This is a genomic window from Actinocrinis sp. (assembly GCF_035938995.1).
Lineage (GTDB): Bacteria > Actinomycetota > Actinomycetes > Streptomycetales > Catenulisporaceae > DASZGI01.
In genome coordinates, this window is the sequence record NZ_DASZGI010000237.1 from 1 (window position 1) to 25,136 (window position 25,136).

Sequence of the window (25,136 nt, forward strand, 5' to 3'; positions counted from 1 at the left end):
TATTCGGCGGCAGCTGCGCCGCACGACCCACAGGAGCGAATTCGTGACGTCAGAACACACCGAGGAACCACGGGACCGGGCGGCGGGGACCGGCGACGACGGCGAGCACAACGTCTCGCGCCGCGGACTGATCGCCGGGGCGACCGCTGTCGGCGCGGCCGCGATGGTCGGCGCCGGCGCGGGCGCCCGGCGGCCCACCGACAGCCAGGCCCGGCTGATCGACACCGCGCTGGCCGCGTCGGCGACGGGCGCCGCGAGCCTGTCCGACGTCAAGCATGTCGTGGTACTGATGCAGGAGAACCGCTCGTTCGACCACTACTTCGGCACCCTCTCCGGAACACGTGGCTTCAGCGACCCCGCGGTCCCCACCCAGACCGTGAACGGCGTCACCTACCCGGTGTTCTCGCAGTTCGGCTTCCAGCCCGGCGTCGGCCCCAGCACGTCGGGCTACATCCAGCCGTTCCACTTGGTCAGCGACCCGCCGCTGGAAGACGGGCAGACCACCAACGACATCGACCACAGCTGGGCCGGACAGCACCTCAGCTGGAACAACGGCGCGATGGACGGGTTCATCACCTCGCACCTCTCGACGACCGGCGCCACCAACGGCCCGGTGACGATGGGCTACTACACCCGGGACGACCTCGCCTTCTACTACGCCCTGGCTGACGCGTTCACCATCTGCGACGGCTACCACTGCTCTGTGCTCGGCCCGACCGACCCCAACCGGCTCATGCTGATGAGCGGGTCGATCGACCCGGAGGGCACCGGCGGCGGCCCGGTGGTGCAGACCTTCTCCAACCGCATCGGCGAAACCGGCAAGCTGAACTGGGAGACCATGCCGGAGCGGCTGCTGCAGGCCGGAGTCAGCTGGAAGGTCTACAACGACCCGATCGGCCTGCTCGCGCTCAGCCCGCTGCCCTACTTCAAGAACTACGACAACCCGTTCTCGATCACCGGGATCGAGCTCATCGCCAACGGCCTGGCGCCGTCGTATCCGGACGATTTCAAGTCCGACATCGCGCACAACAAGCTGCCCTCGGTCTCCTGGATCATGCCGCCGGTCGCCGAGTGCGAGCACCCGGCCGCGCCGCCGTACTACGGCGAGTACTTCGTCCAGGAGGTGCTGGCCGCGCTGGTGTCCAACCCCGAGGTGTGGGCGCAGACGGTCGTGTTCGTGGTCTACGACGAGAACGGCGGCTTCTTCGACCACGTCCCGCCGCCCACCGCGCCTAAGGGCACGCCGGGCGAGTGGCTGGCGACGCTTCCGGCCGCGGCCGGCGGGGTCAACGGCCCGATCGGCCTCGGCTTCCGCACCCCGGCGCTGGTCATCTCCCCGTTCAGCGCGGGCGGATACCGGTATTCTGGCACCCTTGACCACACGTCGGTGATGCGCTTCATCGAGACCAGATTCGGGGTCGCGGCGCCGAACATCTCGGCCTGGCGGCGCGGCGTGACCGGCGACTTCACCGGCGCGCTCAACCTGACCTCGCCGCCCGTCACCGGGTTCCCGTCGCTGCCGGCGGTCAGCATCGGCGACACCTCGGTCGCCGAGCAGGCCGTGCTGAACGCGCTGGCCGGGACGCTCGACGTGGGCATCCCCTACCCGCTGCCGACGTCGAACAGCATGCCGGCGCAGGAGACCGCTCCGGACCGGCCTCCGGTGCCGTAGCTCCGTGCAAGGACATATCAATGGTCGGAAACAGCCCCGAAACCTGATATTCCTGATATTCGCGCTTTTGTCGGCGGGTCCGTGCATCATGGCGCGGATCCGCCACGCGCATAAGGTGACGCAGCCGCGACGGAGGGCTAAGACGCTGGTATGGCGGGATAGCCCCGCCAACGCGCCGGGCCTCCGGTGCGCGTCCCCACGGCACCGCGGTCCGCAGATGTGCCCGCGGCGCGTCAGCGCTCCACAAGAGACCTTGGAGTATCAGAGTGCAAGTGCTCGGGCATTTCATATCCACACCTCGGTTACGCGGGAGGACGGCGCACAGGATCGCCGCCGTGTTGGCCGCGGCGGCGCTCGGGGCCGCCGGGACCCAGGCGCCCGCCCACGCCACCACCGCCGCCGTGGGCGGCCGGGCCTCCGCCAGCACCGGAAGTTCCAAGGGTGCGACCGTCGTACCACTGTGCGCGACAGCGAAGAAGGGCCAGTTCCGATGCTTCGCGTTGAAGCGGACGGACCTGCCCGGCGCGAAGGGCCTCCAGCCGCTGGCAACCCCCGCGGGCTACGGACCGACTGATCTGGCCAGCGCGTACGGGCTGCCGTCCGGCGGCGGCGCGGGCACCACGGTCGCGCTCGTCGACGCGAACGACGACCCGAGCGCGGAGGCGGACCTCGGCGTTTACCGGGCGCAGTACGGCCTGCCGGCGTGCACCACGGCGAACGGCTGCTTCAGCAAGGTGGACCAGACCGGCGGCACCAACTACCCGCCGGCCGACGCCAACTGGTCGGGCGAGATCTCGCTCGACCTCGACATGGTCTCCGCCATCGCGCCGGCCGCGCACATCATCCTGGTCGAGGCGAACACCCCGAACTTCACCGACTTGGGCGCGGCCGTCGACGAGGCGGTGGCGCTGGGCGCCGGATTCGTCTCGAACTCCTACGGCTCGCAGTACTCCTCGACGCCGGGCAGCGGCGAGGACCCGTCGGAGACCACGACGATGGACCCGTACTACAACCACCCGGGCGTCGCGATCGTCGCCAGCTCCGGGGACTCAGGGTACGGAGTCGCCTACCCGGCCGCGTCGCAATACGTGACGTCGGTCGGCGGGACCTCGCTGGTACGCGATTCCAGCACCCGCGGATGGAGCGAGTCGGTGTGGAACGACTCGTTCGGCGGCGGGGGCTCCGGCTGCTCGCTCTACGAGCCGAAGCCGTCGTTCCAGACCGACTCCGGCTGCTCGATGCGTACCGTCGCGGACGTGTCAGCGGTCGCCGACCCGGCGACCGGCGTCGCGGTCTACGACAGCTTCCAGTCCGCCGGCTGGCAGGTCTTCGGCGGCACCAGCGCGGCCTCGCCGATCATCGCGAGCGTGTACGCCGACGCCGGAAACCCGGCCGCCGGGACGTATCCGAACTCGTACCCATACGCCAGGGCGAGCGCGTTCAACGACGTGACGACCGGCTCGAACGGCACCTGCACGCCGACGTATCTGTGCACCGCGGGGCCCGGCTACGACGGTCCGACCGGCCTCGGCACCCCACAGGGCACCTCCGGCTTCGCCAGCGGACCGCACGGGCTGGTCACCGGCACGGTGACGGCGTCCGGCGGCGGCGCGCTGGCCGACGCGAAGGTCACGGTCGGCAGCACCAGCATCGTCACCGGCGCGAACGGCACCTACAGCGTTTCCGTGCCGGCCGGGACGTACACAGTGAGCGCGAGCGCCTATGGCTACGCGACGCAGACGGTGACCGGAGTCGCGGTCGCCGACGGCGCGAGCGTGACGGAGAACTTCTCCCTCGCCGCCGTCGCGCGCGCCACCGTATCCGGGAAGGTCACCGACGGTTCGGGCAAGGGCTGGCCGCTCTACGCCTCGATCAGCGTCGAGGGCGCTCCGGGCGGACCGGTGTATACGAACCCGAAGACCGGCGCGTACAGCCTCCAGCTGCCGGTCGACGGCACTTACACCCTCGACGTCACACCCGCGTACACCGGCTACCAGGAAGCCAAGCAGCAGGTCACCGTGGGGATCAGCAACGTCACGCAGAACATCGCGGTCTTGGTGGACGCGACGGCCTGCACCGCTCCCGGCTACGCGACCCACGTCCACGGCAGTTCGCAGACCTTTGACACCACGTCCCTCCCGGCGGGCTGGACGATCACCAACGCCACGGCGACGGTCGGCGGTTGGGAGTTTGACGACCCGGGCAACCGCGGGAACCTGACCGGCGGCACCGGCGGCTTCGCCATCGTCGACAGCGACCACCTCGGCATCGGCAACCATCAGGACTCGATCCTGACCGGCCCGGTCACCGACCTGTCCGCGATCACCGACCCGTCCCTGTCGTTCGACACCTACTACAAGGCGTTCAGCAACTCGACCGCCGAAGTGGACGTGAGCACCGACGGCGGCACGACCTGGACGAGCGTGTGGCAGTACTCGACGACCAACGTGAACGGACAGCACGTCTCCATCCCGCTGCCGCAGGCCGTCGGGAAGACCGCGGTGCAGGTCCAATTCCACTACACCGGCACCTGGGCCTACTACTGGGAGGTGGATGACGTCGTGCTCGGCGACACCACCTGCGACCCGGTGCCCGGCGGTCTGGTGGTCGGACAGGTCACGGATGCGAACACGAAGACCGCGCTGGCCGGGGCGGTCATCACCGAGGCGGGCACGACGCCCGTCACGACGACGTCGGCTGCAACCACCGATCCGGCGCTCAAGGGCGCGTTCTACTGGCTGTTCTCGCCCGGCACCGGAGCCCAGTCGCTGACCGCCGCCATGACCCACTACACCTCGGCGACGGCCGCGGTCACGGTGCCCGCCTCCGGCGTGGTCGAACAGGACTTCAGCCTGAAGGCCGGGCGCCTCACGGTGACGCCGTCGTCGATCTCGAAGACGATCGCCTGGGGCGGCAACACCACCGCGACGCTCACCGCGAAGAACACCGGGACCGCGCCCGCGACGCTCAGCCTCGGCAACCTGAACGGCGGATTCACCATTCAGGGCGTCAAGCTGAGCGGCGCACCGGTCCAGCACGTGACCGGCACGTTCCCGACCACCGACATGGTCATCGCCAAGAAACAGGCCGTGGGCAAGGCCGGGGTGACACCGTCGGCGGTCGGCCAGACGGCGGGCACCGCGTGGCAGTCGATCGCCAACTTCCCGACCACCATCCAGGACAACCTGGCCGAGTACAACGGCGGCAAGCTCTACTCCGGGTTCGGGTTCACCGGCGCCGCCGACACCAACGCCCTGTACTCGTTCGATCCGGGGGCGGGGACGTGGACGCAGCTGGCCAGCGCGACGGACACCCGCGAGACCCCGGCGCACGGCTTCATCGACGGCAAGCTCTACGTCGCCGGAGGCTGGGGCGCGTCGGGCAGCCCTGACACCTCGACCGAGGTCTACGACCCGGCGGCCAACACCTGGTCGCAGGGTCCTGCCTGGGCCGGGGCGATGGCCGGATCGGGCAGCGCGGTGCTCGGCACGAAGCTCTACGTCGTCGGCGGTTGCGGTGCCAGCACCTGCGGGTCGACGAGCGTCTCCGTGCTCGACACCACGTCAGGATCCTGGTCCACCGCCGCGAACTACCCGGAGACCACGTCGTGGCTCGCCTGCGGCGCGATCGCCGGAAAGATCTACTGCGCGGGCGGCACCGACGGCACCGCGACGAGTGCGCACACGTATGTGTACGACCCGTCGTTCGACTCGTGGACCAAGCTCACTGACATGCCTACCGGCGCCTGGGGTGGCGCGTACACCGCAGCGAACGGCCTGTTGCTGGTCCAGGACGGCGTGGCCGGCGGGGCGCTCACCAACCAGGGCTGGGCCTACAACCCCACAACGGACACCTGGAGCGCGCTGCCCAACGCCAACGCCGCCGCGTACCGTTTCGGCGGAGCGCTCGGGTTCTACATGGTCGGCGGCGGTGAGGGCACGTTCGCGACGCCGCTGAACACGGCGGCTGTGCTGCCGGGTTACGACCAGGGCAGCAACGCAGGCGCGCCGTGGCTGTCGCTGAGTGCGAACTCGGTGACGCTGGCTCCCGGTGCGACCGCGACGGTCACGGTGACGCTGAACGCGGCGGATCCGTCGATCGTGCAGCCGGGCGCGTACACGGCATCGCTGCTTCTGGATTCCGACACGCCCTACCGGCTCGGCGCGGTGCCGGTGACGATGACGGTGAAGCCGCCGTCGACCTGGGGCAAGATCACCGGAGTGGTCCAGTACACGGACACCTCCGGGAAGCTGGTGCCGATCGCCGGCGCGACCGTGCAGATCGACACCTGGGCCACCCACTACACCCTGCACACCGACGCCAGCGGCGGATACGCCCTTTGGCTCGACTACCGCAACAACCCGCTGACCGTCATCGCCGCCAAGGACGGCTACCAACCCCAGGTCGCCACGGTGAAGATCAAGAAGGGCAACACCGTCACGCAGTCCTTCACCCTGCTGATCGACTGAAAACGACCGGTCGTCTTGAGAGCTAGACGGGAGTAGCACGCAAGCGGCGGGCCCGCCTCGGATGGGGCGGGCCCGCTGCTTCACGCCTCCGCTTGGGATCCAAAACGACCGGTCTTCTCGGCTGCTCGGACGCCGAGTCCGCTGCCGCGTGTCACGCGCCGCGCTTCGCCCGCCACCGCAACTGTTTTCAGTCGGCGTCTTTCAATCGGCGCCATCCGGCCGCCTGACAACCCGCCTCTTCCCTCCCAATCGCGCCCATTTTTGCCCGCAAGTTGTTCATGTTTATGAAAACTAGTCACGTAGCGGAATTGTTATCACGTACAGCCTTGCGACGGTGGCCTTCCGGTGTGAACGTGTGCGCCGGGACCGCACCCACGCGCACCGCCGGTCCCTCATCGCGTGATCGCATATCGCGTTATCGCGTTCTGATCTGACTCTGCCAATCAACGGAGCGAGGCGGGCGGGCATGGCACAGGCGACGTCGGCACGGCGCGTCAACCGGACGACTCTGTATTTCTTCGGCGCACTCGGCGGCATCCTGTTCGGATACGACCTCGGGGTGATCGCCGGCATCCTGGTCCTGCTCTCCAAGGACTGGCACCTGACCGCGTTCACGAAGGGGGCGGTCACCGCCAGCCTCTCGATCGGCGCGGTCTTCGGCGCGGCGCTGGCCGGGCGGATCGCCGACCGGCTCGGCCGGCGCAGCACTATCATGATCGCCGCCGTGATCGTCATCATCGGCACGGTGGCCTGCATGCTGGCGCAGAACGTCGGCACCATGACGGTCACCCGCGGCATCATCGGACTCGGCATCGGGTGCTCCTCCGCGACCGTGCCGACCTACCTGTCCGAGCTGGCCCCGGCCCGGCTGCGCGGCGCGATGTCCTCGCTGAACCAGATCTTCATCGTCAGCGGCATCCTGATCGCGTTCCTGGTCGACTACTGGCTGGCCGGCAGCGGCAACTGGCGCGGCATGTTCTCCGGCGCGCTGATCCCCGCCGGCATCCTGCTGATCGGCCTGTTCTTCCTGCCCGAAACGCCGCGCTGGCTGCTCAAGCGCGGCCGCGAGCAGGAAGCCAGGGCCGTGCTGAACAGCACCCACGGGGAAGCCGAGACCGACGCCGAGATCGCCCAGATCCGCGAGGTCATCCGGCTCGACACGGAGCAGCAGTCGCGGTGGCGCGACCTGCTCGCGCCGTGGGTCCGGCCAATGCTGATCGTCGCGCTGCTCCTGGCCGTCGGGCAGCAGTTCAGCGGCGTCAACGCGATCAACGCCTACTTCCCGACGATGCTCGTCTCGCTCGGCTTCACCACGAGCACGGCGCTGCTGAGCGCGATCGCCCTCGGCGTGACCAAACTGGTGTTCACCGCGTGGGTGGTGTTCGTGGTCGACCGCTGGGGCCGCAAGCCGCTGCTGCTCATCGGCAACGTCGTCATGGCCGCCACGCTCATCGCGGCCGGCTTCGTCATCCTCGACGTGCACAACAAGACGACGCTCGGCTCGCTCACCCTCGTCCTGCTCATCCTGTACCTCGCCGGCTACGAGCTCGGATGGGGCGCCGTCGTCTGGGTCATGATGGCCGAGGTCTTCCCGCTCAAGGCACGCGCCGCCGGTATGGGCGTGAGCGCCGTGGTGCTGTGGGCGTCCACCGGCATCATCACCGGCATCTTCCCGACCATGTCCGATCCGAAGAAACTCGGCCTCGGGCACTCGATGTGGGTGTTCGCCGCGGTCAACATCGTCCTGTTCGTGCTGGTCAAGTGGATCGTGCCGGAGACGAAGGGACGCAGCCTCGAGGAGATCGAGCTGGACCTGCGCGGACGCCGGCACGCGGTGGCCGGGTCCGCAGCTGTATCAAGCTGAACACCGTCCCAAGCTGAGCACCGTCACGAGCTGAGCAGCCGCTCCACGTCGGCGTCGGTGAGCTGCTCGAAGTCGCGATACCACGAGCCGACGGCGTCAAGGCGGACCGGGGCCTCGAGCCAGACGACCCGGTCCGCCACCTCGCTGAGCGGATCGATCACCTCGGGCGGAAGCACCGGAACGGCCAGCACCACTCTCGCCGCTCCCTGCCGCGCGGCCACGGCGCACGCTGCTCGCGCCGTGGCCCCGGTGGCGATTCCATCGTCGACGACGATCGCGCAGCGGCCCTCCAGAGGCACCCGCGGATGCGCAGCCCGATAACGCTCCGAGCGCCGCGCCAGCTCGGCTGATTCAACCCGCTCCACTTCGGCGATTTGCTCCGGTGTGACGCGGGCGAGTTCGACGGTCTCTTCGTCGAGAATGCGCGTCCCGCCCTCCCCTAAGGCGCCCATCGCGAACTCAGGAAGCCAGGGCACGCCCAGCTTCCGCACCACGATCACGTCGAGCGGTGCGTCCAAGGCGCGCGCTACCTCATGCGCGACCGCCACACCGCCGCGCGGCAGACCCAGCACCACGGGATTCTCGCCGCGCTCGGATTCCAGCAGGACCGCCAGCCGCCGTCCGGCGTCGGCGCGATCGGCGAATCGCATCGAGCCTCCTGTGACATGCGCTCGTCGAGGTTGAGCAGCGTTCTTCGAGCCCTCTCCTTCACCGTAGAGCGCACTTGGTGTCGCCGCCCCCGTCGAACGCCGAAGAGCCGGCAATCGCCGTCTGTGTGACCGCAACTGTGGGCGGGTACATTAGGGCGCCGCCAGCTGTCAGTAACGACGAGGCAGACGTGAGGTGACCATGCAGCAAAGGTCGTCTTAGTCGCTTCGGCGTCGCGCCCCGGGGTCTCTCATCGCACAACGGCGCTGCATCCCCTCCCCCGCGCCCCCGTGTGACTCACCCCGCCGACGCGATGACCTGCGCTGACGGCGTCGACACCGGCATCAATACCGGCGGACAAACACAAATGTGATGTGGATCACACGCTTCAAGTGTACGAAACGGTTTCGTACCGCGTTCTGCTTCAGTAGAGTTTCGGAACGAAACGGTTCCGTACTCCCGGTTCCGCGGGAAGGAAAGAACATCGTGACCGACACGGAGATCGAACTGTCCGGGCTGGGGCCGGCGGCGGTGAAGACCGCGAAGCGCGCCCCCGACCGGCGGGAAGCCATCTGTGAGGCGGTGTTCCAGCTGCTCGGCGAAGTCGGGTACGACCGGATGACCATGGACGCCATCGCGACGCGGGCCCGCGCCAGCAAGGCGACCCTCTACCGGACCTGGCCGGACAAGCCGGGCCTGGTGGCCGAGGCGCTCACCTGGCGCTTCGGGGCCACTCCGGAGGCTCCTGACACCGGTTCGCTACGCGGGGATCTCATGGCCTTGGTATCTTTCGCGTGTCAGGTCAGCAACAGTCCGGACGGCGAGGTGATGACGGGGGTCATGACCGCCGCCGCCCGGAACCCGACTCTCGCGCGAACCCTGTACGAATGCACGTTCGAGTCGAAACAGGTCCTCCACGAGACGATCGTGCGCCGCGCCGTGGACCGCGGGGAACTGTCGTCGCCCACCTGCGCTGGACTGCTGCACGAGGTCATGCACGCCATGATCATCGCGCACAAGCTGACGTCGGCCGAGCCGATGGACGAGGCGTACGCGGCGCACGTGGTGGACGACGTGCTCATTCCCGTGCTGGCCAACGGCGCCGCCCGGTCCGACCGGTGCGACCCCCCGCCTGACGCCGCCTGACGATCTTTGTCGGTGCCCGTCCCTAGAGTCGTGGGACGGACGCTGATCCACCGCGCTCTTCGGGCGCCAGTTCGAAAATCCCTGGGAGGGGAACCCATGTCCGACAACACCGCCCTCGAAGACGCGACCGGCGCCGGAGCGCACCCACCGGACGCGGCCGCGCCCGACCCGAAGCGGTGGCTGGCGCTCACCGTCGTCCTGCTCGCCCAGCTCATGGTCGTCCTCGACGGCACCATCGTGAACATCGCCATGCCTTCCGCGCAGAAGGCGCTGCACATCGACGACGCCAACCGGCAGTGGATCGTGACGGCCTACACCCTGGCCTTCGGCGGCCTGCTGCTGCTCGGCGGCCGGATCGCGGACTACGTCGGACGCAAGCGCATCTTCCTGATCGGCCTGGTCGGCTTCGCCGGCGCCTCGGCGCTCGGCGGCGCCGCGCAGAACGAGGCCATGCTCTTCTCCGCGCGCGCCCTGCAAGGCGCGTTCGGCGCGATCCTGGCGCCGGCGGCTCTGTCCATCGTCACGGTCACCTTCACCGACGTGAAGGACCGGGCCAAGGCCTTCGGCGTGTTCGGCGCCATCTCCGGCGTCGGCGCGGCGATCGGCCTTCTGATGGGCGGCCTACTGACCGAGTACGCGAACTGGCGCTGGTGCCTGTTCGTGAACATCGTCGTCGCGGCCATCGCCTTCGCCGCCGCCATCCCGATCGTGCAGGAGAGCAAGGCGGAGGGCAACACCCGCTACGACATCCCCGGCACGCTGCTGTCCAGCATCGGCATCGCGGCGCTGGTCTACGGCTTCACCGAGGCGGCGAAGACCGGCTGGTCGTCCACCGGCGCGCTGGTCTCGTTCTCGATCGCGGCGGTGCTGCTGGTCGGGTTCGTGTTCCTGGAGAGCCGGCTCACCAACCCGCTGCTGCCGCTGCGGGTGATCTGGCACCGCAACCGGGGCGGCTCGTACCTGACCTCGATCATCCTGGGCGCGGGCATGCTGGGCATGTTCCTGTTCATGACCTACTACTTCCAGGGCACCCTGCACTGGTCCCCGCTCAAGACCGGGGTGGCGTACCTGCCGTTCTCCGGAGCGCTGATCGTGATCGCCGGAGTGGGTAGCGCGCTGCTGCCGCGGGTCGGCCCGCGGGTCATGATGACCTTCGGCGGCCTGCTGGCCACCGGCGCGATGGCCTGGCTGACCCAGCTGCGCGTGGACTCGTCCTACGCGGGGATGATCCTTCCGGCGTTCATTCTCATGGCGGCGGGCATGGCGTTCGTGTTCGTCCCGCTGGGCAACACCTCGCTGACCGGAGTCGCCAACCACGACGCCGGGGTGGCCAGCGCCGTGCTGAACACCACCCAGCAGGTCGGCGGCTCGCTCGGGGTCGCGCTGCTGAACACCGTGTTCACCACCGCGGTGGCCAGCTTCATCACGGCGCACGGTCCGGCGCAGGCGGTGCAGGGGGCCATCCACGGCTACAACGTCGCCTTCACCGTGAGCGCGATCCTGATCGGCCTGTCCACGCTCGTGACGTTCACCATGATCCGCAAGGACTCGCAGAACAGCATCGAGACCGAGCACGTGGACGCCACGGCGGGAACTCCCGCGCCGGTGCACGTGGGCTGAGCGGCCGCGTCGCAGCACTCGAATAACGGGTGCTCGACTAACACAGTGCTCGACTAACTGCCTGACGCAACATGGACCCGGTGGTCCGATCTCGCAGGGGGATCGGACCACCGGGTCCGCGTGCTATGAGGCGTCGGGTGCCGACCGGACTGGGTGGCGGTCGGCACCCGAGGCGGTGTCACCTATGCGGGCGCGGCAGCGGCGTCACGCGACCGAGGAGAACACCGGATAGTAAGCGCCCGACTGGCCGCTGGCGGTCGGGTGGTAGGAATCGGTCAGGTCGAACCAGTCGACCGAGTGCAACCACTCGTCGCTGTCGCAGAGCTCGTGCCCGGAGAACGCCGAGCGCACGTCCGCGAACGCGTCGCCGTGGCGCGCCGCGGCCGACTGGATCACACCGTCGAGGATGTCAGCGGCCTGGTTGAGCACCGTGCGGTCCGTGGTGCTCAGGCCGATGCAGCCCGATGACTTGGACAGGTCGTAGAGCTCGGGGTAGTCGAGCACGACGACTTGGGCGTTCGGGGCGTGCTGGGCGACCGCGTTCAGGGCGTTGTCGAGCTTGCCCGGCAGCGTGGTCTTCGCCTGGTTCTCCGCGTTGTCCACCGCGCTGACGCACGACGAGGTGGAGTCGAGGACGCAGGTCTCCATGACGCTGGAGAAGCCGACGTCGTTGCCGCCGATCGTGATCGACACCAGGTTGGTGGCGCTGCTGAGCGTGGGCGCCTGGGTGTTGATCACGTCGCTCGTCGTCGCCCCGGAGCAGGCGGCGAAGTCGAACGAGGCGGGGCTGTCGTGGTTCGTCCACAGCTGGCCGTAGGCGCCGGCGCTGCGGTAGCACGAGCCGCTGGAGCCGTAGTTGCCGGCTCCGAGCCCTGACGAGTACGAGTCGCCGAGCGCGGCGTAGTTGAGGCCGGACGCGTGTGCGGCGGCGGGGGCGAACGCGATCGCGGCCGCGGCGGCGGCCGCCGCGGTGAGCGAGGCGATGAGGACGCGCTGGGGCATCGATGCCTCCGAGAGTGGGGGAGCGCTGAGTTAAGTCAGCGCTGAGCAGCAGCTAACTCATCTGTAACTCGCGAAACGGGCGCAGAAAAGAGCACATAAGCCGAATACCGAGTTTTTGCCCTAGTGCACAGTGCGTGACACCGGATGCACGGAAACTATTCAGTCGCCTGAGATGATTGCTCCGCCCCTGTTCCGGGTACCGCGATCGACTACGACGCCGTACATTCCGCGCCGTGCGCGTGACACCGTGTCGCTACCGCTCGGCGCTTGGCCATGTCAGGGTGCTTGACACGTCAGCCAATGCGGGCTCAGGCGCCGGGGGCGCAAGGCCGGAATCCACGGAAACGAAGGGCTCTGGGATGGTTGATCGCGTAGCGGATCTGGTGCTCGTCGGCGGCCACTGCTTCACCTGCGACGCGGCCCGCTCCTGGGCCGACGCGGTCGCGGTGACCGGACGCACCATCTCGGCGGTCGGGGGCGCCGCAGCGCGCGCCCTCATGGGTCCGCACACCCGCGTGGTCGATTTGGGCGGCCGGCTGCTGCTGCCCGGCTTCGTCGATGCACACGTCCATCCGGTGATGGGCGGAGTCGAGCGCCTGCGCTGCGATCTGACCGGTGTGGTCGACGCGGACGACGCGGTGTCGCGGGTCGCGGCGTACGCAGCGGCGCATCCGGAGGTGCCGTGGATCGTGGGCGGCGGCTGGGCGATGGACCAGTTCCCCGGCGGGTTGCCGCGCCGCGAGGCCCTGGACGCCGTGGTCCCCGACCGGCCGGTGTTCCTGATCAACCGGGACCACCACGACGCCTGGTGCAACAGCGCCGCGCTGCGGGCGGCCGGAATCCACCGCGACACCCCGGACCCGTCCGGCGGCCGGATCGCCCGGGACGCCGACGGAGAACCGCTCGGGACGTTGCACGAGGAGGCGGCCGAACTGGTCGGGCGGCAGGCACCGCGGCTCACCTCCGAGGACTATCAGCAAGCGCTGCTCGAAGGACAGCGCTATCTGCACTCCTTCGGCGTCACCGGATGGCAGGACGCGATCGTCGGCCCCTATCTCGGATATGACGACCTGTTGCCCGCGTATCTGCGCGCGGCGCGCGAGGACCTGCTCACCGCCCACGTGACCGGCGCGCTCTGGTGGGACCGCAACCGCGGCCTCGAACAGATCGGCGAGCTGGCCGACCGCCGCGCGCAGGCGGCGGACGCCGGGCGGTTCCGCGCCGGGACCGTGAAGATCATGCAGGACGGGATCTGCGAGAACCTGACCGCGGCGATGCTGACCCCCTATCTGGACGGCCACGGCCACCAGACCGACGGGTCCGGGTACAGCTATCTCGACGCCAAGCTGCTGGCGGAGGCGGTGACGCGGCTCGGCGCGCTCGGCTTCCAGGTGCATCTCCACGCGATCGGCGACCGTGGCGTGCGCGAGGCGCTGGACGCCTTCGAGGCCGCGCGCTCCGCCAACGGCCCCTCGCCGCACCGGCACCACATCGCGCACATCCAGGTCGTGCACCCGGACGACGTGCCCCGGTTTCGCGAGCTGGGGGTCACCGCGAACATGCAGGCGCTCTGGGCGGCCGACGACCAGCAGATGCGCGAGCTGAACGAGCCGGTGCTCGGGCCGGAGCGCTACGCCCAGCAGTACCCCTTCGGCGATCTGCACCGTGACGGCGCGATGCTGGCGGCGGGCAGCGACTGGCCGGTCTCCAGCCCCGATCCGCTCCGCGCGATCCACGTGGCGGTCAACCGGATCGTCCCCGGCGCGCCGCTCGGGACTGCCGCGTTTCTGCCACACCAGGCGCTCGCCCTCGGCGACGCGGTGGCCGCCTACACGATCGGATCGGCACGCGTGTGCGGCGCCGACGCGCGCACCGGTTCGCTTGAGGTGGGCAAAGACGCCGACCTCGTGGTGCTGGACCGCGACGTGTTTGCGGCGCCGTCCGACCAGATCGCCGAGGCCCGGGCGCTGATGACGGTGGCCGCCGGACGCATCGTCCACGAGGCGCCGGGGATCTGAACCGGCGGCGGACGCGCCGCGGTACTCCACCGCTTTGTGCACACCAGTGTGTCCTGTCCGCGGTGAGGCGCGATGATGTGACGCATGCGGATCATCGAACTGCTCGCCGGAGCGTTCATCATCGTCGGCACCTGGACCACGGTGATCGCCACCCTGGTGGTGCCGCGCGGACTGCGCTCGCGCACCACGAAGCTGGTCCGCGACCTGGTCCGGCTTCCGTTCCAGGCGGTCGCGAACGCGGTGCGCGACTACAACGCGAAGGACCGGGTGCTGGCCTGGGCCGCCCCGCTGTCCATCCTGGCGAGTCTGCTCAGCTGGCTCGCGGTGTTCATGATCGGATTCGGCCTGCTGCTCGAAGCCCTGGGCGGGTTCAGCTTCTACGACGCCGTGCGCGAGGCCGGCTCCTCCATCTTCACCCTCGGCTTCGCGAGCCCCACCCGCGACCGGCTGACCGTCGTCGACTTCTGCGCGGCCGCGACCGGCCCGGTGGTGATCGGTCTGCAGGTCGGCTACCTGCCCGCGCTCTACGCCGCGTACTCTCGCCGCGAGGCCGAGGTCACCATGCTCCAGTCTCGCGCCGGGGTCCCGGCGTGGGGGCCGGAGATCCTCACCCGACACCGCCAGATCCCCGGTCTGCACCTCGGGCTTCCGGCGCTGTACGAGGGCTGGGAGCGATGGGCCGCGGAGATCTCGGAGAGCCACACCAGCTATCCGGTGCTGATCCACTTCCGCTCGCCGCGCTCCTATCGCAACTGGCTGATCGCGCTGCTCGCGGTGATGGACGCGGCCGCGCTGGAGCTGGCGCTCAATCCGTCGACCCCGAATCCGCAGCTGCGTCTGGCGCTGCGGGCCGGATTCAACTGCCTGCGCGACATCGCCGACGTCGAGAAGATCGACTACGACCCGGACCCCGACCCGGACGGCCCGATCCATTTGACCTTCGAGGACTTCTCCCAGGGCATCGACATGATGCGCTACGGCAACTACCCGATGGAGCGCAGCCCCGAGGATGCCTGGCCGCACTTCCGCGGCTGGCGGGTCAACTACGAGCCGACCGCCTACGCGCTGGCCTATCGGATCGACGCGGTCCCGGCGCCGTGGTCCGGCCCGCGCCGCCGCCCCGGGCAGGTTTTCATGGTCCGTACTCCCCGCGACCGTCAGCCCACGACGACCGCTGCGGCGGCGCGTGGGGACCAAAGCTAGAACTGTGGCTGCTGACAGTCGGCTGACAAGCTGAAGACACGTCGCCCGCCCCAGCTTGGAGCGGACGGTGCTGCTTTATCGCGCCAATCGATCAAAGGCCTCAATCGGCACAGGGCACGCCGACTGACGGCTCAGGTCGGATGCATGCCGGGCCGAAGGCCCTCAGTCGACGCAGGGCACGCCCGGCGGCGCACTGATCGACGGCTCGGGCTGCGTGCTCGCCGGAGCCATCGCCGGCCCAGACTTCAAGACGACCGCCCGTCTTACGCCCTTAGTGGTCGTGCGATTGTGTACTGATCGGTTTGACGCTGTGCCGTCGAGCGCCGTGTGGTCGAACGCTGTTTGGTCGAGCGCCGCGCGGCTTGGTACCACGTTCTGGATGAAGTCGTCCTGTGCGACTTGCGGAATCTCCGGCCCGGCCGACGTCGGCGGGCTTGGCGGGAGCGTCGCATTGACATCACTCGCCGCCGGTACGCCTGAGAGCAGCCGCTGCGCCGTCTCCCGCACCTTGGCCGGATCGATGATGTTCACCGACTCGCCGTCCTCGGTCGCGTACCCCTCGATGGGCAGCGTGTAGAACGTGACGTCGCCCGAGGTCACCGCTCCGGCCTGGCGCGCGAAGCCGAGCAGGTCGAATCCGGAGTCGACGACCACGTCGCGGCGGGCCACGTTCAGCAGGGCGTCGACCTTGCTCAGGTCGCTCAGCACGCCCTCGCTGCGCAGCTGATGGACGGCCGATGCCAGGAATGCCTGCTGCCGGTGGGTGCGGTCGAGATCGCCGTTGATCAACCCGTGTCGCTGCCGGACGAATGCCAGGGACTGCGCGCCGTTCAGGGTGAGCACGCCGGCCGGGAAGTCGGCGCCCGAGTACCAGTCACGCACCGGGTGCTTCAGGCACACCTGCACGCCGCCGAGCGCGTTCGCCAGATCGTAGAACCCGACGAGGCTGATCTCGGCGAAGTGGTCCACCTGGACGCCCAGCAGATCCTGCACCGCCTCGATCGCCGCCCGGCGCCCCGCCTCCCGTCCCAGCTGCTCCAGACTGGCGCGATCGGTCGTCCCGCTCGCCGTCGCCGCGCTCTCGGCGGCGGCCTTCGCCCGGCCGTACGCCTCCTTGATCTTGTGCTGACCGAGGCCTTCCGGCAGATCGACGTAGTCGTCGCGCGGGATGGACAGGGCGATGGCGCGCGATCCGTCCCGCGGCACGTGGAGCAGGATCAGGGTGTTCGTGTTGTAGCCGCCGATGTCGCTGGAACTGCCCGCGTGCAGCTGGGCCAGGGTCGCGGCGGGGAGGTCGTTGCCCTGGTTGTCGCGCCGCGAGTCCAGCCCCATGAGCAGGATGTTGAGGTCGCTGTCAGGCGCACCGTGGCCGCCGAGGCCGTCAAGCGCGTGGGACGTGGACAGCCCTCCCAGCACCGAGGAGTGCAGATACCACCCCGCACCCGCGGCGACCAGCACCAGCGCGGAGGCCGCGCCAAAGAGCACCCGGCCGAAGTGCCGCACCCGCTGGGTGAACGGGGGCCGCGGTCCGGACGCTTTCCGGGCCGACGCTGCCCTGTTCCCGACATCTCGGCTGTTCATAACACCGCGATCGTAAGAAGCGGCCCGGCCCCGGGCCGGGAGGCGCGGCGCCGACTCACCCATTCGGCCGCATCCGCTCACGGCCCGTGAACGCGGCGCTGAGCAGCGGCTTTAGCGGTCCGCTCGGTGCCCTTCCACCCGGAGCACCGATTGTGTTGTGCTTGTGGTACCCATGGGTACGACACGGTCGTCGGCCACCCCGACGATCACGTCGTGAAGCGCTCCGCGGAGCGCGCCGATGCAGGGTGCCACAAGCACGAGCCATCACCGAAACAGAAAGGCGGCGACGGTGCCGTCCACGACACCGCAGACGACGCTGCCCGGCCCCGCGCGCGAGACCGGCGCCGCCGGACTTCGCGGCCTCGCCGAGGAGCTGCGCGCCCACCTGGCCCGCGTGCGCCAGGGCGGCGACGAGCGCGCCCGCGCGAAGCACACCGCGCGCGGCAAGCTGCTGCCGCGCGACCGGATCGACCGCCTCCTCGACCCCGGTTCCCCCTTCCTCGAACTCGCCCCGCTCGCCGCGCACGGCCTCTACGCCGAGCACGGCGGCCCGATCCCCTCGGCCGGGATCATCGCCGGGATCGGGCGCGTTTCCGGCAAGCTGTGCGTGGTGGCCGCGAACGACGCCACCGTCAAAGGTGGCACGTACTACCCGCTGACCGTAAAGAAGCACCTGCGCGCCCAAGAGGTCGCCGCAGCAAACCGCCTCCCGTGCGTGTACCTGGTCGACTCCGGCGGCGCCTACCTGCCGCTCCAGGACGAGGTCTTCCCGGACCGGGACCATTTCGGCCGGATCTTCTTCAACCAGGCCCGCATGTCCGCCGCCGGGATCCCGCAGCTGGCCGCCGTCCTCGGGTCGTGCACGGCGGGCGGCGCGTACGTCCCGGCGATGAGCGAAGAGACGGTGATCGTGCGCGGCCAGGGCACGATCTTCCTCGGCGGCCCGCCGTTGGTGCGCGCGGCGACCGGGGAGATCGTCACCGCCGAGGAGCTGGGCGGCGCGGACGTGCACACCCGCCTGTCCGGCGTCGCCGACCACCTGGCCGAGAACGACGAGCACGCGCTCGACCTCCTGCGCGAGGCGGTCGCGACGCTGCCCGCCGTCGAGCCGTGGCTGGTCCCGCAGGACGCCGCCGAGCCCGAGGCGGACCCGGCCGAGCTCTACGACGTCGTCCCGGCCGACCCGCGCATCCCCTACGACGCGCGCGAGGTGATCCGCCGGATCGTGGACCGGCCGAGTCAGGAAAAGGGAGCCCTGCACGAATTCAAGGCCCGCTACGGCGAGACGCTGGTCTGCGCGTTCGCCCGGATCGAGGGCTACCCGGTCGGCATCCTGGCCAACAACGGCATCCTGTTCAGCGAGTCGGCGCTCAAGGGCGCGCACTTCATCGAGCTGTGCGAGCAGCGCCGGATCCCGCTGGTGTTCCTGCAGAACATCTCAGGGTTCATGGTCGGCAAGGACTACGAGAACCGGGGGATCGCCAAGGACGGCGCCAAACTCGTGACCGCGGTCTCCTGCGCCAGCGTGCCCAAGTTCACCGTCGTGATCGGCGGCTCGTTCGGCGCGGGGAACTACGGCATGTGCGGGCGCGCGTACGACCCGCGCTTCCTGTGGATGTGGCCCAACGCCCGCATCTCGGTCATGGGCGGCGAGCAGGCGGCAATGGTGCTCGCGACGGTGCGGCGCGAGCGGATCGAGTCCGAGGGCGGCTCCTGGGCGCCCGAGGAGGAGGAGCTGTTTAAGAAGCCGATCCGCGAGCAGTACGAGACCCAGGGCTCCCCCTATTACTCAACCGCCCGTTTATGGGACGACGGCATCATCGATCCCGTGGACACCCGCCGAGTGCTGGGGCTGGCCCTCGCGGCCGCCTCGTACGCACCCCCGGCAGGCACCAGCTACGGCATCTTCCGGATGTGACACGGCCATGAACGTCACTGCGATGAATACCACCGGGACGAATGCCCCAGCGATGACCGGCATCACCAAGATCCTCATCGCCAACCGCGGCGAGATCGCGCTGCGGGTCATCCGCACGGCGCGGGCCATGGGGATCCGCACGGTCGCGGTGTACTCCGACGCCGACCGGGACGCGGCGCACGCCGTGGCGGCCGACGAGGCGGTGCGCATCGGCGCCTCCGCCGAGGACTCCAGCGCCGCTTCCGCCTCGTACCTGAACATCGGCGCGCTGCTCGACGCCGCGAAGGAGACCGGGGCGGACGCGGTCCATCCCGGCTACGGCTTCCTGTCCGAGCGGGCCGGGTTCGCCAGGGCCTGCGGTGAGGCAGGGCTCGTGTTCATCGGGCCGACTCCGGACGCGATCGAGGCGATGGGCCGCAAGGACGCCGCGCGCGACGTCGCCCTCGCCGCGGACGTGCCGGTGCTGCCGACCTACCACCCCGACTCCCCCGACGTCCGCTTCCCGGTGCTGGTGAAGGCGGCGGCCGGCGGCGGCGGGAAGGGGATGCGGATCGTGCGGTCCGCGCCCGAGCTTCCGGATGCGCTGGCCGCGGCGCGGCGGGAGGCCGAATCCGCTTTCGGTGACGGCACGCTGCTCGTCGAGCGGTACGTCGAGCACGGCCGCCATGTCGAGGTGCAGATCATGGCGGACGCACACGGCACCGTGATCCACCTCGGCGAGCGCGACTGCTCTGTCCAGCGCAGGCACCAGAAGGTGGTCGAGGAGAGCCCGGCGCCGACGCTCTCGGCAAAACTGCGCGAGGAGTTGCGCGCCGCCGCCGTCCGGCTGGCCGCGCAGGTCGGCTACGTCAACGCGGGCACCGTCGAGTTCCTCGTCACCGGCGACGAGTTCTTCCTGCTGGAGATGAACACCCGGCTCCAGGTGGAGCACGCGGTCACCGAGTTGGTCACCGGCCTGGACTTGGTCGAGCTGCAGATCCGTGTCGCGCGCGGCGAACCGCTTCCGCTGCGCCAGGAGGATGTCGCGGTCAGCGGGCACGCCATCGAGGTGCGCGTTTACGCCGAGGACGCAGAGCACGGATTCCTGCCGCAGGCCGGGCGTGCGGGAGCGGTTGCCTGGCCGCAGGACGTGCGCGTGGACGCCGCGCTGCGCCCCTTCGACGAGGTGTCGCCGTGGTATGACCCGATGATCGGCAAGATCACCGCGCGCGGCGCTGACCGCGAGGAGGCCCGGCGCGCCCTGCTCGCCGCGCTCGACCGCACCCGCGTCGACGGCCTGACCACGAACCTCGGCTTCCTGCGCACGCTGCTCGGCTCGGCCCAGTTCGCCGACGCGCGGATCGACACCGCATGGCTCGACCGCCATCCGGACCTGCCGTTCTACCCGCACCTGGAGCCGGACGGCCCGACCCCGTTCGATCTGCGCGACGGGTGGCGGCTCGGCGGCCCGCCGCTGCCCCCGCGCGACCCGTCCGCGCGGGACCGGACCGGCGATGCGTCCGCCGACGGCCCCGGCACGGTCGAAACGACGGTGCGCGCCCCGATGCCCGGCACCGTCATCGCCGTCAAGGTCACGGTCGGGCAGCACGTCGTGGCGGGCGAACCGCTCGGCGTCCTGGAGGCGATGAAGATGGAGCACACGTTGACCGCTCCGGCCGCAGGGGCCGTGACCGCCGTGGGCGCCGCGGTCGGCGAGCAGGTCGCGATCGGCGCCCTGCTGTTCGAGGTCGAACCCGCCTCCTCCGGCGACGACGGCGAAGGGAGCGGCACGCGATGAACCTTCCGCAGCGTTTCCCGCACAGCGGCCTGCCGAGCAGCGTCACCGTGTACGAAGTCGGCGCGCGCGACGGCCTGCAGAACGAGAAGACCACGGTCCCCACCGAGGTGAAGGCCGAGTTCATCGAGCGGCTCGCGGACGCCGGGGCCACCCGGATCGAGGCGACCAGCTTCGTGCACCCGAAGTGGGTCCCGCAGCTGGCCGACGCCGAAGTCCTGTTCCGGCTGCTGGAAGCCCGGCCCGGCGTGCACTATCCCGTACTCGTGCCCAACCCTCGCGGCCTCGACCGGGCGCTGGCCTGCGGCGTGCGCGAGATCGCGGTGTTCGCCTCCGCCACCGAGACCTTTGCCCGGCGCAACCTCAACACCACGGTGGCCGGCGCCCTGGCCGACATCGAGAGCGTCGTCCGTCAGGCCCTCGAATTGGGCCTCTGGGTACGCGGCTACGTGTCGATGTGTTTCGGCGATCCGTGGGAGGGCCCTGTCCCCCCGGACGCCGCCGCGGACGTGGTGCGGCGGCTGGCCGACTTCGGCTGCGACCAGATCAGCCTCGGCGACACGATCGGCACCGGCACCCCCGGCCACGTCAGGACCCTGCTCGACGTGCTCGCGGCCCGCGGGATCGGGCCGGAGCGGCTCGCCGTGCACTTCCACGACACCTACGGCCAGGCGCTGGTGAACACGCTCGCCGCGCTTCAGGCCGGAATCACCACCGTCGACGCGTCCGCCGGAGGCCTCGGCGGATGCCCATACGCCGAGTCCGCCACAGGCAACCTCGCCACCGAAGACCTCGTGTGGATGCTCGACGGACTCGGTATCGACACCGGCATCGACCTGCCGGCCCTCGTCGAGACCTCGCGCTGGATGGCCGACCACCTCGGCCGCCCGGCCCCCTCCCGTGCTGTACAAGCCCTCACGAAGGACTGATCGCGGTGTTCGACCCTGAGCTTCCGGCGGAGTACGAAGAGCTCCGCAAGACCGTTGAAGAGTTCGCCCACGCCGAGGTGGCGCCGGTCATCGGCGACTACTACGACCGGCACGCCTTCCCGTACCCGCTGGTGGCCGCGATGGGCCGGATGGGCCTGTTCGGGCTGCCGTTCCCCGAGCAGTACGGCGGCATGGGCGGCGACTACTTCGCGCTCTGCCTCGCCCTCGAGGAGCTGGCCCGGGTGGACTCCTCGGTCGCCATCACCCTCGAGGCGGGCGTCTCGCTCGGCGCGATGCCGCTGTACCGCTTCGGCACCGAGGAGCAGAAGGAGCGCTGGCTGCCGCAGCTGTGCACCGGCGAGAAGCTCGGCGCGTTCGGCCTGACCGAGCCGGGCGGCGGCTCGGACGCCGGGGCGACCAGGACGCGGGCGCGGCTGGACAACGCGGCGGGCCGCGACGGGGAGCGCGAGTGGGTGATCAGTGGCTCGAAGTCGTTCATCACCAACTCGGGGACCGACATCACCGCCCTGGTCACCGTCACCGCGGTCACCGGCCCGACCGACTCGGCGGACGGCGCCGGCCGCAAGGAGATCTCCTCGATCATCGTGCCCAGCGGAACGCCCGGATTCACCGTCGAATCCGACTACTCGAAGGTCGGCTGGTGCGCCTCGGACACGCACGGCCTGTCGTTCGAGGAGTGCCGCGTGCCGGAGGAGAACCTGCTCGGCGAGCGGGGCCGCGGCTACGCGCAGTTCCTGCGGATCCTGGACGAGGGCCGCGTAGCGATCGCCGCGCTGTCGACCGGTCTGGCGCAGGGCTGCGTGGACGAGTGCGTGCGCTACGCGAAGGAGCGCGTGGCGTTCGGCCAGCGGATCGGCGAGTATCAGGCCATCCAGTTCAAGATCGCGGACATGGAGACCCGGGCGCACACCGCGCGTCTGGCATACCGTCATGCCGCAGGACTGCTGCTGGCGGGCAAGCCGTTCAAGAAGCAGGCCTCGATCGCGAAGCTGGTGGCGAGCGAGGCGGCGATGGACAACGCGCGAGCGGCCACACAGATCTTCGGCGGCTACGGCTTCATGAACGAATACCCCGTGGCCCGTTTCTACCGGGACGCGAAGATCCTCGAGATCGGCGAGGGAACCAGCGAAGTGCAACGTCTCCTCATCGCGCGCGACCTCGGCCTCCCGGCCTGAAAAGACCACAGCGCAGCCCAGACCTCCCCAACCACATCATTCTCCGCGCGGAAACACCCTCGCCCACCCCACGCTGTCCTCGCGTCATGCCCGAATGTCGCGACCCCGTCACCGTCGCGATCCACCGATAACGGACGACGCCTGAGTACGGTAGCCTGTGCGAACCCTGACCTGAGAGGAGCCGGGCCGTACGGCCCTGGACGGGGACTCACCGGGGCACGCGGGATCCATCGGGCAAAGCAAAGCCCTTGCGACAAGGAGAACATCACACTCATGGCAGCCACGCTTCAGGAGACCCTGTTGGCACCGGACATCCGGCCGAAGGTCGTCGCCGACTGCCAGACGCTGATTGAGCAGGAGGTCTCCGACAAGTCCGGGATCTCCGGCACCGCGATCAAGCTCGCGTTCAAGACGGTGACAACGTTCGCGTCCGGCATCATCCACGACGCGGTCGACACGCTGCTGCCCGACATGGTGGCGAAGCTCGAGCCGTTCTGGGCGGAGTTCAGCGCCTCCGGCAGCTCCGAGTTCGGCGACTTCCTGGCCAAGCGCGGCGGCGAGGTCTCCGAGGCGCTGCTCTCGGTGACCGACGCGCGCGCCGCGAACTCGACCCGTGCGCCGATCAGGAAGGCGTACAACACCGTGCGCCCGAGCGGCGTCAAGAACGTCGAGGCCGCCCTCCCGCGCCTCGGCGCCCTGGTCCAGAAGTACGCGGCGGCCTGACCCGAGCCGGCTCGACCCGGCTCGACCCCGACCAGGGTCCCACTGATCGGTGAACCACGCGGGAGCGCCGATCGGTCCTCATATCTTCAGCTATGCCCGGCTCACCAGAGCCGGGCATTCGCTTTTCCACCCCATCCCAACTCCCTCCTCCACACCGTTCGCTCCCCTCTCCGGACCTTGTCGGTACCCCCTGTCATAGTCAGTGAGTGGACGTCACACTGCGTCCGCGATCGACTACAAGGAGGAATCATGCCCGGACAGTCCGCGCTCGCCCCGGTCGTCGGCGAGTCCATCATCGAGCTGGAGATCGCGCCGACGGCCGGACCCGGCTGGCTCGGTACCGGCGCCGCACCGGTGACGGTCTCGCTCACCGCCGAGACGGTGCGGCTCGACGCCACGCACCTGCACTTCCTGACCGGCGACAAGATCGTGCGAACAGTGCCCCGCGAAGACGTCGCGGCGATGACGTGGAAGGGGTATCCACCACGTCGCCGACCGCCCGGCTACCGCAACGTCGGCGCGCTGTGGACCGACGAGGAACGCGAACGGCTCACCACCGAGGTCGTCAGTGACCTGACATGGACGGAGATCAGCCGCCGACACGAGCGCTCGATCAGCGCGGTGCGGCGCGAGGCGGTCCGCCTGCGTCTCGTCGACGAACTCGGACGCCGCCTCGACCCGCCTCCTGCCGCCCCTGACACCGGCACCCCACCCGGCTCCGCGGATCCTGCACGCACGTCGACCCCATCCCGCGCGTCCCGAGACCCATCCCGCGGCCCCACATCTGACGCCGCGTCAGGCTCGGACTCCCCCTGACCCGAGCGCGCGATCTAGTGCGGTGACCACCAACGTTCGCCGGGTCGGTGGCATCGGAGGCCACATCGTTTGCGGTCTCGGGACCCGGTCAAGGTTGGTGGTCACCGCACTAGCCGTAGAAGAGGCGTTCGAACACGGCACGGGCGCGACGGGTGCGGCGGCGATGCGCGTCGAGCAACTCCTCGCCGTCGACCCGTTGATGGTCGAACAACCGATCGTCCAGGGCACGGCCACCGCCCAGACGACGCTCACCGGCGCGCGCCTCCGCCGCCTGCCCGTGCGAGCCGTGCCCCCCTGTCCCTGTCCCCGAACCCGCTGCCCCAGCCCCCGATCCCACCGTCCCTAATCCCGCCGACCCCGATCCCACCGTCCCTAGTCCTGCCGACCCGAATCCCACCGTCCCTAGTCCCGCTGCACCATGTCCCCCTGCCCCAGAACCCGCCCTGCTCTGCCCTGCCGACCCCGCCCCGGAGGCTCCATGCCCTGAGACCCCAGACCCAGAAACCGACCCACTTCTGCCGACGCCGGCGCCCGACATGCTCCGCTCGTCCCAGACG

General features: G+C 69.8%; 16 protein-coding genes. 13 read left to right on the forward strand and 3 right to left on the reverse strand.

The features are described 5' to 3' along the window. The first annotated feature begins 43 nt into the window (after nt 1-43). The 3 genes from VGZ32_RS16745 (at nt 44) to VGZ32_RS16755 (ending at nt 8,005) form a co-directional block, all read left to right on the forward strand. Nucleotides 44-1,672 (forward strand): alkaline phosphatase family protein, encoded by a 1,629-nt coding sequence (locus tag VGZ32_RS16745; RefSeq protein WP_326886986.1) that lies wholly within the window; start codon nt 44-46, stop codon nt 1,670-1,672. Nucleotides 1,673-1,998: 326 nt separating this feature from the next. Continuing rightward, nucleotides 1,999-6,141, forward strand: coding sequence for a carboxypeptidase regulatory-like domain-containing protein (locus VGZ32_RS16750; protein WP_422653144.1), 4,143 nt, complete (start codon nt 1,999-2,001; stop codon nt 6,139-6,141). 466 nt (nt 6,142-6,607) lie between these two features. Continuing rightward, nucleotides 6,608-8,005 (forward strand): sugar porter family MFS transporter, encoded by a 1,398-nt coding sequence (locus VGZ32_RS16755; protein WP_326886988.1) that lies wholly within the window; start codon nt 6,608-6,610, stop codon nt 8,003-8,005. 23 nt (nt 8,006-8,028) lie between these two features. Here the strand turns inward: VGZ32_RS16755 and VGZ32_RS16760 are convergent, their stop codons facing one another. Beyond that, nucleotides 8,029-8,655 (reverse strand): phosphoribosyltransferase, encoded by a 627-nt coding sequence (locus tag VGZ32_RS16760; RefSeq protein ID WP_326886989.1) that lies wholly within the window; start codon nt 8,653-8,655, stop codon nt 8,029-8,031. Nucleotides 8,656-9,139: 484 nt separating this feature from the next. On the opposite strand from VGZ32_RS16760, the gene VGZ32_RS16765 reads away from it, so the two are divergent. Next, nucleotides 9,140-9,799, forward strand: a complete 660-nt coding sequence (locus tag VGZ32_RS16765; RefSeq protein WP_326886990.1) for a TetR/AcrR family transcriptional regulator — start codon at nt 9,140-9,142, stop codon at nt 9,797-9,799. Nucleotides 9,800-9,895: 96 nt separating this feature from the next. Further along, a complete protein-coding gene (locus tag VGZ32_RS16770; RefSeq protein ID WP_326886991.1) occupies nt 9,896-11,419 on the forward strand; it encodes an MFS transporter in 1,524 nt (507 codons plus the stop codon). A gap of 204 nt (nt 11,420-11,623) precedes the next feature. Here VGZ32_RS16770 and VGZ32_RS16775 read toward each other — a convergent pair whose 3' ends face one another. Continuing rightward, complete coding sequence (locus VGZ32_RS16775) at nt 11,624-12,421, reverse strand: SGNH/GDSL hydrolase family protein (RefSeq protein WP_326886992.1); 798 nt, start codon at nt 12,419-12,421, stop codon at nt 11,624-11,626. Between the two features lie 359 nt (nt 12,422-12,780). On the opposite strand from VGZ32_RS16775, the gene VGZ32_RS16780 reads away from it, so the two are divergent. Together VGZ32_RS16780 and VGZ32_RS16785 are read left to right on the forward strand one after the other, a co-directional pair. Beyond that, entirely contained in the window at nt 12,781-14,439 is a 1,659-nt protein-coding gene (locus VGZ32_RS16780; protein ID WP_326886993.1) for an amidohydrolase, read from the forward strand. 84 nt (nt 14,440-14,523) lie between these two features. Continuing rightward, a complete protein-coding gene (locus tag VGZ32_RS16785; protein ID WP_326886994.1) occupies nt 14,524-15,642 on the forward strand; it encodes a hypothetical protein in 1,119 nt (372 codons plus the stop codon). A gap of 162 nt (nt 15,643-15,804) precedes the next feature. On the opposite strand, the gene VGZ32_RS16790 is transcribed toward VGZ32_RS16785, so the two are convergent. Then, nucleotides 15,805-17,223, reverse strand: coding sequence for an LCP family protein (locus tag VGZ32_RS16790; RefSeq protein WP_326886995.1), 1,419 nt, complete (start codon nt 17,221-17,223; stop codon nt 15,805-15,807). 238 nt (nt 17,224-17,461) lie between these two features. Between VGZ32_RS16790 and VGZ32_RS16795 the strand changes: the two genes are divergently transcribed. From VGZ32_RS16795 to VGZ32_RS16820, 6 genes are all read left to right on the forward strand, one after another. Then, nucleotides 17,462-19,141, forward strand: a complete 1,680-nt coding sequence (locus tag VGZ32_RS16795; RefSeq protein WP_414642557.1) for a carboxyl transferase domain-containing protein — start codon at nt 17,462-17,464, stop codon at nt 19,139-19,141. Between the two features lie 22 nt (nt 19,142-19,163). Next, nucleotides 19,164-20,918, forward strand: coding sequence for an acetyl/propionyl/methylcrotonyl-CoA carboxylase subunit alpha (locus tag VGZ32_RS16800; protein WP_326886996.1), 1,755 nt, complete (start codon nt 19,164-19,166; stop codon nt 20,916-20,918). Then, nucleotides 20,915-21,844 carry a hydroxymethylglutaryl-CoA lyase gene (locus tag VGZ32_RS16805; RefSeq protein ID WP_326886997.1) on the forward strand — a complete coding sequence of 310 codons (930 nt, stop codon included), beginning with the start codon at nt 20,915-20,917 and terminating at the stop codon, nt 21,842-21,844. Before VGZ32_RS16800 ends, VGZ32_RS16805 begins: the two co-directional genes overlap by 4 nt. Nucleotides 21,845-21,849: 5 nt before the next feature. Continuing rightward, nucleotides 21,850-23,040, forward strand: coding sequence for an acyl-CoA dehydrogenase family protein (locus VGZ32_RS16810; RefSeq protein WP_326886998.1), 1,191 nt, complete (start codon nt 21,850-21,852; stop codon nt 23,038-23,040). Nucleotides 23,041-23,313: 273 nt separating this feature from the next. Next, complete coding sequence (locus VGZ32_RS16815) at nt 23,314-23,763, forward strand: DUF6918 family protein (protein ID WP_326886999.1); 450 nt, start codon at nt 23,314-23,316, stop codon at nt 23,761-23,763. A 249-nt stretch (nt 23,764-24,012) separates the two neighbouring features. After that, a complete protein-coding gene (locus tag VGZ32_RS16820; protein WP_326887000.1) occupies nt 24,013-24,579 on the forward strand; it encodes a hypothetical protein in 567 nt (188 codons plus the stop codon). Nucleotides 24,580-25,136 lie beyond the last annotated feature (557 nt).

Excerpts from the sequence above, each read along its gene's own strand:
- VGZ32_RS16755 (WP_326886988.1), top strand. The coding sequence starts at position 6,608 with ATGGCACAGGCGACGTCGGCACGGCGCGTCAACCGGACGACTCTGTAT.
- VGZ32_RS16760 (WP_326886989.1), bottom strand. The coding sequence starts at position 8,655 with ATGCGATTCGCCGATCGCGCCGACGCCGGACGGCGGCTGGCGGTCCTG.
- VGZ32_RS16770 (WP_326886991.1), top strand. The coding sequence starts at position 9,896 with ATGTCCGACAACACCGCCCTCGAAGACGCGACCGGCGCCGGAGCGCAC.
- VGZ32_RS16775 (WP_326886992.1), bottom strand. The coding sequence starts at position 12,421 with ATGCCCCAGCGCGTCCTCATCGCCTCGCTCACCGCGGCGGCCGCCGCC.
- VGZ32_RS16780 (WP_326886993.1), top strand. The coding sequence starts at position 12,781 with ATGGTTGATCGCGTAGCGGATCTGGTGCTCGTCGGCGGCCACTGCTTC.
- VGZ32_RS16785 (WP_326886994.1), top strand. The coding sequence starts at position 14,524 with ATGCGGATCATCGAACTGCTCGCCGGAGCGTTCATCATCGTCGGCACC.
- VGZ32_RS16790 (WP_326886995.1), bottom strand. The coding sequence starts at position 17,223 with ATGAACAGCCGAGATGTCGGGAACAGGGCAGCGTCGGCCCGGAAAGCG.
- VGZ32_RS16795 (WP_414642557.1), top strand. The coding sequence starts at position 17,462 with ATGCAGGGTGCCACAAGCACGAGCCATCACCGAAACAGAAAGGCGGCG.
- VGZ32_RS16800 (WP_326886996.1), top strand. The coding sequence starts at position 19,164 with ATGAATACCACCGGGACGAATGCCCCAGCGATGACCGGCATCACCAAG.
- VGZ32_RS16805 (WP_326886997.1), top strand. The coding sequence starts at position 20,915 with ATGAACCTTCCGCAGCGTTTCCCGCACAGCGGCCTGCCGAGCAGCGTC.
- VGZ32_RS16815 (WP_326886999.1), top strand. The coding sequence starts at position 23,314 with ATGGCAGCCACGCTTCAGGAGACCCTGTTGGCACCGGACATCCGGCCG.
- VGZ32_RS16820 (WP_326887000.1), top strand. The coding sequence starts at position 24,013 with ATGCCCGGACAGTCCGCGCTCGCCCCGGTCGTCGGCGAGTCCATCATC.